This is a genomic window from Tabrizicola sp., assembly GCF_034366665.1.
Lineage (GTDB): Bacteria > Pseudomonadota > Alphaproteobacteria > Rhodobacterales > Rhodobacteraceae > Tabrizicola.
This window is the reverse complement of record NZ_JAXMMF010000054.1, coordinates 1-10044: the sequence shown is the minus strand read 5'-3', so window position 1 is coordinate 10044 and position 10044 is coordinate 1. Positions and strand designations below refer to the sequence as shown.

Sequence of the window (10044 nt, the reverse complement as noted above, 5' to 3'; positions counted from 1 at the left end):
GCAGGCGGCCTGGGCTGTGGCAAGCGAGGGTGCCGAGGTGACCGAGACCATCCTGAAGCGTGTTCGCGCCATCATGGACGGGGACGAGTGATGCGCGCGCCCCGCTTCTGGTGGCGCGCGCCGGACCGCCCGGGGCTTCTGCCGCGCCTCCTTGCGCCCCTTGGCTGGCTTTACGCCGCAGCGACCGCCCGCCGGTTGCGCCAACCCGGTTATGCGCCACGCATCCCGGTGATCTGTGTCGGCAACCTGACGGCCGGGGGCGCGGGCAAGACCCCGACCGTCATCGCTCTGATCGACCGTCTTTCGGTGCGGGGTCGCAAGGTCCATGTCGTCAGTCGTGGCTACGGCGGGTCGCTCGAAGGCCCGGTCCGCGTCGAGGAGGCCCGCCACACCGCTGCCGAGGTCGGGGACGAGCCCCTGCTCCTGTCGGCCTTTGCCCCGGTCTGGGTCGCCCGCGACCGCGCCGCCGGGGTGCGGGCCGCCGAAGCTGCCGGGGCGCAGGTGATCGTGATGGACGACGGTTTCCAGAACCCGTCGGTGAAGCCTTCCGTCTCGCTGGTCGTGGTCGATGCGGCGAAGGGTTTCGGCAACGCCCGCTGCGTTCCCGCGGGCCCCCTGCGCGAGCCAGTGGCGACGGGCCTGTCTCGCGCCGACCTCGTCCTGACCATCGGCGACGCAGCCGCTCAGTCCCGGTTCGACGCCATCTGGGGCCGCGTCATCCCAGTGCCTCGCCTGACCGGCGCGCTGTTGCCGCTGCAGATGGGCATGGACTGGAAAGGTGAGAGTCTGCTCGCATTCGCCGGGATCGCAGACCCCTCCCGCTTTTTCGCTACCCTGCGGGCTGAAGGCGCCGACCTGGTCCGGGGTGAGGCCTTGGCCGATCACGAGATGCTGTCCGAAACCCTGCTGCGCCGTCTGGAGGCCGAGGCCGCCGCGGCAGGGGCACAGCTGGTTACGACGGAAAAGGACGCCGCCCGCTTGCCCCTGCACTGGCGGCCGAAGGTGCTGACCCTGGTGGTGCGCCTGAAAATCAACGACTGGTCCGCACTGGAAGTGCAGCTTGACCGGCTGGCCTTGTAGCCGATTTCTTCAAAGAAATCGGTCCGGAGTTTTTGAAAACTCCGCTGCGCCCTACAGATCCCGCAGCACCTCGTCCTGATGCTGCCCCAGCCGCGGTGCGGGCCGGTCCAGCGCCAGAGCAGCGCTTGAAAATGTCATCGGGCTGCGCAGGCCCGGCATCCCCTCGGGGGCAATCTGCATCCGCCGCGCCACGACCTGGGGGTCGGCGAACACCTCGGCCAGATCGTTGATCGGCCCTGCGGGGACCCCCTCCGCCTCACAGGCGGCCAGCAGGTCGGCCTTGGCCCAGGTCAGTGTCGCTGCCGTCAACCGGTCCGTCATCTCGGCCCGGTTCGCGATCCGGTCGGCGTTGGTCAGGAACTTCGGGTCCGAGGCCATCGCCTCCAGCCCCAGCACCCGACACAGGCGCTGGTACTGCCCGTCATTCCCCGTGGCCAGGATCAGCCAGCCATCCGCACAATCGAAGACCGCATAGGGCGCCAGGTTCGGATGCGCGTTGCCCATCAGGCCCGGAGCCTTCCCCGACACCAGATAGTTCATCGCCTGGTTCGCCATCACGCTGGTCGCCACGTCCAGAAGCGCCATGTCGATCTGCTGACCCTCGCCCGTTCGCCCGCGTTGCACCAGCGCCGCCAGGATCGCGGTGGCCGCATAAACCCCGGTGAAGATGTCCGTCACCGCGACGCCCACCTTCTGCGGCTGCCCGTCCGGCGCGCCGGTGACGCTCATCAGCCCGGACATTCCCTGGATGATGAAGTCATACCCCGCCCGGTGCGCATAGGGTCCGTCCTGCCCGAAGCCGGTGATGCTGCAATAGACCAGCCGGGGGTTCACCTTGCGCAGACTGTCCCAGTCCAGCCCGTATTTCGCCAGCCCGCCGACCTTGAAGTTCTCGATCACCACATCGGCCTCGGCCACCAGCCGACGCACGATCTCCTGCCCCTCCGCCGTGCGGAAGTCGCAGACAATCGACCGTTTCCCCCGGTTCGCGGCGTGGAAATAGGCGGCGGTCTTCTCGCCGTGGCTTTCGATGAACGGAGGCCCCCAGCGCCGGGTGTCATCCCCCTCGGGCGCTTCGACCTTGATCACGTCCGCCCCAAGGTCGGCAAGGGTCTGCCCGGCCCAGGGACCGGCCAGGATCCGCGCCAGTTCAATGACGCGGACCCCCTCCAGCGGCGCAGTCATTACTTCGCCAGCTCGGCGTCGATGATCGCCTTCAGGTCGGCATAGGCCATGTTGCCATGCTTGGTCCCGTTGATGAACAGGGTCGGAGTCCCCTCGACCCCATCCGCCTCGAAGTTGGTCTGGAACTGCTTGATCAGCGCCTCGGCATTGGCGGTGTCGTTCAGACAGGCCTCCATCGCCGCATCCTCAAGACCCGCCGCGCGGCCGATGGTCTTCAGGTTCTCGACCACCTGCATCGGGTCTTCCGAAGCGGCCCATTCCTGCTGCTGGTCGAACAGCATGTCGTGGATGCCGAAATACTTCATCTCGCCACCGCAACGGGCGATCAGCGCGGCCCACAGGCCGTAACGGTCAAAGTAGACCTCGCGCAGGGTGAAGTGCACCTTGCCGGTGTCGATGTAGTCCTTCTTCAGGTCCTTGAAGGTGGTCGCATGGAAGTTCGCGCAATGCGGGCAGGTGAAGCTGGCATATTCCACCATCTTCACCTTCGCGTCGGGCGATCCCAGCGAGAAATCCCCGGTTGCCATCGTCGAGGCGGCCGTTGTGGCTTCCTGCGCCAGTGCCGGGGTCATGGCCGCGGTGGCGGCAGCGGCAAGGGCAATCATGGCCCGGCGGTTGAGTTTCATCATGGGTCGGCGTCCTTTTTCAGCCCGGATATCAAGATCGGGGGCGAGTTAAGATGTTTTGCGCCAGCTGTTCAAGCGCGCTGCGCAAACTTGGGTCGGCCACGCCTTCGGCCACGGCCTGAGCCTTGGCCTGCGTCGCCGGATCAGGGACCTTTGCGGCTTTGGGAGCCGGAGTGAACTCGGCTTGGCCCTCGGCAAAGCCGGTGGCGGCGGTCTGGGTCAGGTGAATGTGACTGATCGCGGCATAGCCGTAGACGGAATTCACCCGTTCCTTCAGCACCGGCAGCGCCATCTGCACCATCGGCGCTTCGGTCGCCTTGACCAGCAGCGTCAGAGTCGCCCCCATGCCGCCCTTGCCGTAACCGATCTTCACCGGCCGGGTCTTGCGCGCCATGTCTTCGCCGGCAACCTCGGCCCAATGGGTAAGAAGCCGCGCGACGGCAAAGCCCCGAGACTCTCCCGCTGTTCGGACGGCATCCTTCATCAGCCCGAAGGCGGGTTCGAACCCGCGCATCCGGTGGTCGGCACTGGGTGATGCGGGCGGCTTGCGGCTCATGGTGCGCGGCGGGTCTCCTGTTGTGGCTATTCTACCGCAAGGGACCGCCCCCGCCAGTGGCAAGGCTGCCAAGGGGAATAAAGAATGCGTTATGGAGCGCGGGTTTTCTGGAAACAATCGGGCCGGGGACGCCGCGAATGGGTGGCTCCAAGCGTAGGGTGGGCGATATCGCCCACCCTACCCACCCGCTTCCCTGCCGCACGCGGCACACACCTTCCGACTAAAATGTCTCAGTGACATCGCGACAGGGCCCAAGGGGCACCAGGCCAAAGCGGTCGACCGGGCCGCGTCGTCCAGCCTTCCGCGCAGGGCAGGGGATAAGGTCCAAGGACCTGCACCTGTGTCGCGCAAGCCGGCCCGATGCGTCCTCCTTTTCGTCCCGCAGTGCAAAGCGGCTCTGGCAGCCGATGCGCCAACCGCTATCTTCGCCCGGATGGACAGCGCCTCCGACACCCTCTCGACCCAGCTTCTGGCCTGGTACGACCGTCACGCCCGGGTAATGCCCTGGCGGGTCTCGCCCCAGGATCGGGCCGCAGGGGTCCGCCCCGACCCCTACCGGGTCTGGCTGTCCGAGGTGATGCTTCAGCAGACCACCGTTGCTGCCGTGCGGGACTATTTCCACCGCTTCACCGCCCGCTGGCCCACGGTTGCGGCCCTTGCCGCCGCAGCGGATGCGGACGTGATGGGCGAATGGGCGGGGCTTGGCTACTACGCCCGCGCGCGAAACCTGCTGAAATGCGCCCGCGCTGTCGTCGCTGACCACGGGGGCAGGTTCCCCGACACGCGCGACGGCCTCCTGACCCTGCCCGGCATCGGCCCCTACACCGCCTCGGCCATCGCTGCCATCGCCCATGACGCGCCCGCCACCGTCGTTGACGGCAACGTGGAACGCGTCATCTCTCGCTTGCACCTGGTCGAGACGCCACTGCCCGCCGCCAAGGCCGAGCTGACCGCTCTTGCCGCCCGGCTGACCCCCGCGCACAGACCAGGTGACTACGCGCAGGCCATCATGGACCTGGGCGCCACGATCTGCACCCCTCGCTCGCCGGCCTGCGGCATCTGCCCCTGGTCGCATGCCTGCCGCGCCCGCGCCGAAGGCGCTCAGGCCGACCTTCCCCGCAAGTCGCCCAAGCCCGACAAACCCACCCGCCGCGGCACGCTTTGGCTTGGCCACCGCGACGGGGCCATCCTTCTGGAGCGCCGTCCCGACAAGGGCTTGCTGGGTGGCATGCTTGGCATTCCCGGCGACGGCTGGGACGGGCAGGGCGGCTCCGCGCCCGCTTCCGTCGACTGGCAGGAGATCGGCGAGGTCCGCCACACCTTCACCCATTTCCACCTGATCCTCAGCATCCGCGTCGCCCGACTTGACGGCCCCCCCAGCCGTGGAAACCTTGTTCCCCGCCACAGCTTCCGCCCCGCCGATCTGCCCACCGTGATGCGCAAGGCCTGGGACCTTGCCCGTCACGGCATCGAACCGCCCGTCGCGGACCGGGACAAGGGGAGTGCTTAAAATCCTCGGCGAGAAAGCTTTGACACGCAGCCAAACGCGGGGCAGTTAGGACCTTGTCCCATTGACCAGTCAGAACCGTTTCTCCGTGACACCGCTTCCCAATGCCCTGCCGTTCTGGTTGTCGCTGGCCCTTCCGCCGCTGGCCCTGGCCGGCATGGCCTGGGGCGGCTGGACCATCGCTCTTCTGCCGCTGGCGACCTGGTGGCTTTTCACGATCCTCGACGCCCTCACCGGCCACAATACCGCCAACCCCGACCCCCAGACCCCGGAGGATGCGCTGACCGCCTACCGCGCGATCACGCTGGTCTGGCCCTGGGTTCAGTTCGCCCTGCTTGCCACAATGCTTTGGTATGTCCCGCAGGCGCCGCATCTCGACACCGGCGAACGCATCGGGCTGTTTTTCGGTATGGGCGTCATCTCTGGCACCATCGGCATCAATTACAGCCACGAGCTGATGCATCAGAAATCCCGGCTGGAACGCTGGCTTGCCGATCTTCTTCTGGCTTCGGTCCTCTACTCACACTTCCGGTCGGAACACCTGCGGGTCCACCATACCCATGTCGGCACACCGCGCGATCCGGTCACCGCCCGCTACAACGAAGGCTTCCACCGCTTTTTCCCCCGCGTCCTTGTGCAATGCCCACCCTCTGCCTGGAAGGCCGAGGCGGCGATGCTGTCTCGCAGGGGCCTGCCCTGGTGGCACCGGACGAACCCCTTCTGGCGCTACGCCGTGCTGCAGCTGGCCTTTCTGGCCCTTGCGCTGGCGCTGGGCGGCTGGTCCGGTCTTGGGCTGTTCCTGATCCAGGCCGGCACCGCGATCTGGCAGCTCGAGCTGGTGAACTACATCGAGCACTACGGTCTGACCCGCCGCCATCTGGGGGAGGGCAAGTATGAACATGTCCTGCCGCGCCACAGCTGGAACGCCGACCTGCGCGCATCGAACTGGCTTTTGATCAACCTTCAGCGCCATTCTGACCACCATTACAAACCCGACCGCCGCTTTCCGGTGCTGCAGACCTATTCCAGCGACGAGGCGCCGCAGCTTCCCTTCGGCTACCCGCTCATGACGATGGCCGCGATGTTTCCGCCTTTGTGGAAGCGCATCATGAACCGGCGGGTCAAGGCCTGGCGTCGGATGCATTATCCCGACATCAAGGACTGGCACGCCTACAACAAGGCACTGAATCCGGTCACGGGTTGACTTACATACCAAATGGTATGTAATGGCTTCAGCGCGGGAGGATCGCCATGAAGCTTTACTATTCGCAGAACCTGAACCCCCGGGTTGCCGTGGCTGTGGCGCGCTACCTGGATGCGCGGGTAGAGTATGTCGCTGCCAGTCCGATGCATCCCGATCATCAGGACGCCTTCCGCCCGATCAACCCCAACACCCGCGTTCCGGTCCTGACCACGGACGCACGGACCTACTGGGAAGCCGACGCCATCGCCTGCAAGCTTTCGGCGCTTGCCGGATCGGACTTCTGGCGCACCGGTGATAGTCAGGCCGAGATGATCATGTGGATCTCCTGGGCGACGCACCATCTGAACCGGGCGGGGGACGTCTTTTACTTCTGGAAGCTGATCGCACCAACGTTCATGGATTTCCAGCCGGAACAGCAGGTCTTCGACGATGCACTGCGCGACTGGATGCAGTTCATGGGCATCCTTGACGCAGAACTGCAGGGACGGACTTGGCTGGTCGACGACCGTCTGTCCTACGCAGATTTCCGCGTTGCGACCTGCTTTCCGTTTGCCAAAGCCGCAGGCTTACCGCTGGCGGACTACCCCCACGTGCAGCGGCTGGCCAACCAGCTCAACCAGCTCAACCAGATTGAAGCCTGGCGCGACCCCTTCGCGGGCCTGTCCTGAAAGCCGCTCCTCGTCGCATTTCATGCGCTCGTCGCTTGGGGTCCGCCCCAGCGAGGAGAAACGAAGTGCACGACGAGCGGCCCGTCAGCAGACCACCTCGATCAGCCTTGGCCCGCGCTGCCCCATCGCGTCGCCGAAGGCTGAATTGAAACCGGCCATGTCGCTGACCCGCACGGCCTGCACCCCGTGCCCCTGTGCCAGGGCCACCCAGTCCAGCTGCGGACCATCGACGTCGAACATCCGCTGCGCGTTGCGTCCGACCTCGTTCACGCCCATCGCAGCCAACTCTTCCCGCAGGATCTGGTAGCCGCGGTTCGCAAAGATCACCGTGGTGACGTCCAGCCCCTCGCGCGCCATCGTCCAGAGGGACTGGAGCGTATACATCCCCGACCCGTCGCCCTCCAGCACGACAACCTTGCGGTCCGGGCAGGCCACTGCCGCGCCGACGGCGTTGGGCAGGCCAAAGCCGATGGACCCGCCAGTGATCGTCAGCACGTCATGGCCCGGCGCCCGCCGCAATGCGGGGGCAAGGTGGGCCGAGGCGGTGATCCCCTCGTCCACGATCACCGCGTCCGTGGGCAGCAGCGCCGCGATGGACTCGCCGACCTTGGCCATTGTCAGCGATCCCTCCGCCAGCGCCGGACGATCCTCCGGCACAAAGTCATCGGGCGTCAGGGCCACCTCGCCCAGTTCCTCGGCCAGCGCCTGCAAGGTCCCGGCGATGTCCATCTCGCGGCTGCACAGGTCGATCAGCCGGGTGTCCGGGTCGTCGGGGGTCGAAGGCAAGCCGGGATAGGCAAAGAACCCCGCCGGACGCGCCGTTCCGCACAGGACCAGCGCGGGCGCACCGGCCAGAAGCTTCTGGTTGTCCGGGGTCCGGTAGGCCATCCGTTCGATCTTGACCGTCCCCGCGCCGCGCCGGAAGCGGCTGACGAAGAACGGCTGCATCAGCCGCGCGCCGCAGGCTTTAGTCAGACGTTTGGCAAGCAGCCCAAGGTCCGAATGCAGCGCCGGGCCGTCGATCATCAGGATCGCCCCCGGCTGGCGCAAGGCGCGGGCCGCCGCCGCAACCTCGGCCTCCGACGGACGCCGCAAGGCCGCGGCAGGAGACGCCACCGCAAAACCTGACGCCTCCTCCCACGCTGTATTCGCGGGCAGGATCAACGTGGCGATCTGTCCGCCCTTGGCGCGCGCCGCCTGCACTGCCGCGGCCGCATCAATGGCCACCTTGCCGGAAGAGGAACAGACGCGCGTCCAGTGCGAGACCGCCTGCGCCACCCCGACCGTATCGCCCTTCAGCGGGGCCTCGAACCGCAGGTGATAATCGGCATGGTCGCCCATGATGTTCAGCACGCCCGATTGCGCCTTCCGTGCATTGTGCAGGTTGGCGAAGGCGTTCCCGAAGCCGGGGGCCAGGTGCAGAAGCGTGGCCGCGACTTCTCCCTTCATACGGTAATACCCGTCCGCCGCGCCCGAAACTCCGCCCTCGAACAGGCACAGGATGCAGCGCATCTCGGGGTGCTGGTCCAGCGCATGGACGAAATGCATCTCGGAGGTGCCGGGGTTGGCGAAACAGACCTTCACGCCCGAAGCCAGCAGGGTCTGAACCAAAGTCTCTGCGCCGTTCATCGGGGCCTCCGTTTTTCTGTGACATCCAGAAGACCGGATTCCGCGCTGGGGCACAACCGGATCGTGGGTCACGATCGCGGAACGCCCGCAACCAAGCCATTGATTCCCTTGCATCTGGAAGACTGACCAAGCGGACGGATGAAAAAGCCCCGCCGAGACATCTCGGCGGGGTGAAGGTGTCCCCCAGGCGGTCCGGGGGACAGGCGTGTTCCGAAATTCAGTGCGTGCGGCTGCCGTCGGCCTCCATCTCGGCCCGGATCTGCTGCCGCAGGATGTCGATCGGGACCATCTTGCCGTCCCGTTTGAAGTGCCAGTAGGTCCAGCCGTTGCAGGACGGCGCGCCTTCAAGTGCGGCCCCCACCTGGTGGATGCTGCCCTTCACGTCGTTGCCGATCAGCGTCCCATCGGCGCGGACCTTGGCCTTGAAGCGGTTGCCCAGAGAGAAAAGCTCCTCCCCCGGCCGCAGCATGCCGCGTTCGACGACCTGCCCGAACGGCACCCGGGGTTCCGCCCGCTTTGACCCGGTCACTTCCAGAGCCGAGGCATCAAACCTCCGCACCCGCGCGATCCGGGCCTCGGCTGCCTTGCGATAGGCTGCCTCACGTTCGATCCCGATGAAGTCGCGGCCCAGCATCTTGGCCACCGCCCCGGTCGTTCCCGTCCCGAAGAAGGGGTCCAGCACGACGTCGCCCGGATTGGTCGTCGCCACGATCACCCGGTGCAGCAGCGCCTCGGGCTTCTGGGTCGGATGGGCTTTGTCGCCGTTTTCATCCTTCAGCCGCTCATGCCCGGTGCACAGCGGGATCACCCAGTCCGACCGCATCTGGATGCCGTCGTTCAGAGCCTTCAGCGCCTCGTAGTTGAAGGTGTATTTCGCGGCTTCATCGCGGGAGGCCCAGATCAGCGTCTCATGGGCGTTGGTCAGCCGCTTGCCCTTGAAGTTCGGCATCGGGTTCGACTTGCGCCAGACCACGTCGTTCAGCAGCCAGAAGCCCTGGTTCTGCAACTCGGCCCCCAGGCGGAACACGTTGTGATAGCTGCCGATCACCCAGATCGCCCCGTTGGGCTTCAACAGCCGCTTCGCTGCCGCCAGCCAGTCTTTCGTGAAGCTGTCGTAGGTGGCAAAGCTAGCGAACTGGTCCCAGTGGTCATCCACCGCGTCGACCTTGGAGTTGTCGGGCCGGTGCAGGTCGCCCCGCAGTTGAAGGTTGTAGGGCGGGTCGGCGAAGATGAGGTCGACAGACCCCGCCGGGAGGGAGTTCATCACCTCCACACAGTCGCCGGAAAGGATCTGGTTCAGCGGAAGCGCATGCTCCGCCGCGGTATGCCTGGTCGCCATTCTTTGCCTCTGCCCCCGGCATCTCTGGTGTGCCGTTGTTGGGGTGAATCATGAGTCAGAGGCGAATCGCCGTCAAATTCTTTATTGAATCAACAGGTTACAGAATTCTCTTGATACAATATGTTGTGGACGGGCTTGAATGAGCGTCTATGCCAAGCGGTCACGCCTAGATTTTGCAGCGCCTCCAGATGCGCCTTTGTCGGGTAGCCTGCGTTGGCTTCCCAGCCGTAGCCGGGGTGCTGTTGCGCCA

Annotated in this window: 9 protein-coding genes and 1 pseudogene; 4 read left to right on the top strand and 6 right to left on the bottom strand. The window is 66.0% G+C overall.

Translation table 11 applies throughout. The annotated features are described in order from the left end of the window. The first annotated feature begins 90 nt into the window (after positions 1-90). Positions 91-1080, top strand: coding sequence for a tetraacyldisaccharide 4'-kinase (gene lpxK / locus U1E69_RS07105; protein WP_322243656.1), 990 nt, complete (start codon positions 91-93; stop codon positions 1078-1080). A 51-nt stretch (positions 1081-1131) separates the two neighbouring features. Here the strand turns inward: lpxK and U1E69_RS07100 are convergent, their stop codons facing one another. From U1E69_RS07100 to U1E69_RS07090, 3 genes are read right to left on the bottom strand one after another with little or no spacing between them, the layout of a single operon-like run. After that, positions 1132-2265 carry a CaiB/BaiF CoA-transferase family protein gene (locus U1E69_RS07100; protein ID WP_322243655.1) on the bottom strand — a complete coding sequence of 378 codons (1134 nt, stop codon included), beginning with the start codon at positions 2263-2265 and terminating at the stop codon, positions 1132-1134. Next, complete coding sequence (locus U1E69_RS07095; RefSeq protein WP_416200264.1) at positions 2265-2870, bottom strand: DsbA family protein; 606 nt, start codon at positions 2868-2870, stop codon at positions 2265-2267. Before U1E69_RS07095 ends, U1E69_RS07100 begins: the two co-directional genes overlap by 1 nt. A gap of 52 nt (positions 2871-2922) precedes the next feature. Then, positions 2923-3447 (bottom strand): DUF721 domain-containing protein, encoded by a 525-nt coding sequence (locus U1E69_RS07090; RefSeq protein ID WP_322243654.1) that lies wholly within the window; start codon positions 3445-3447, stop codon positions 2923-2925. 433 nt (positions 3448-3880) lie between these two features. Here U1E69_RS07090 and mutY point away from each other — a divergent pair, with 433 nt between their 5' ends. The 3 genes from mutY (at position 3881) to U1E69_RS07075 (ending at position 6826) form a co-directional block, all read left to right on the top strand. After that, a complete protein-coding gene (gene mutY / locus U1E69_RS07085; protein WP_322243653.1) occupies positions 3881-4957 on the top strand; it encodes an A/G-specific adenine glycosylase in 1077 nt (358 codons plus the stop codon). A gap of 85 nt (positions 4958-5042) precedes the next feature. Then, on the top strand, positions 5043-6158 hold the full coding sequence (locus U1E69_RS07080; protein WP_322243652.1) for an alkane 1-monooxygenase: 1116 nt from the start codon (positions 5043-5045) through the stop codon (positions 6156-6158). A gap of 47 nt (positions 6159-6205) precedes the next feature. Further along, a complete protein-coding gene (locus U1E69_RS07075; RefSeq protein ID WP_322243651.1) occupies positions 6206-6826 on the top strand; it encodes a glutathione S-transferase family protein in 621 nt (206 codons plus the stop codon). A gap of 84 nt (positions 6827-6910) precedes the next feature. Here the strand turns inward: U1E69_RS07075 and U1E69_RS07070 are convergent, their stop codons facing one another. The 3 genes and pseudogenes from U1E69_RS07070 to U1E69_RS07060 all read right to left on the bottom strand — a co-directional run. After that, positions 6911-8455: an acetolactate synthase large subunit gene (locus U1E69_RS07070; protein WP_322243650.1), complete on the bottom strand. Its 1545-nt coding sequence runs from the start codon at positions 8453-8455 to the stop codon at positions 6911-6913. Between the two features lie 217 nt (positions 8456-8672). Continuing rightward, entirely contained in the window at positions 8673-9794 is a 1122-nt protein-coding gene (locus U1E69_RS07065; protein ID WP_322243649.1) for a site-specific DNA-methyltransferase, read from the bottom strand. 89 nt (positions 9795-9883) lie between these two features. Continuing rightward, a pseudogene (locus U1E69_RS07060) lies at positions 9884-10044 on the bottom strand (ribonuclease HII); the annotation flags it as partial.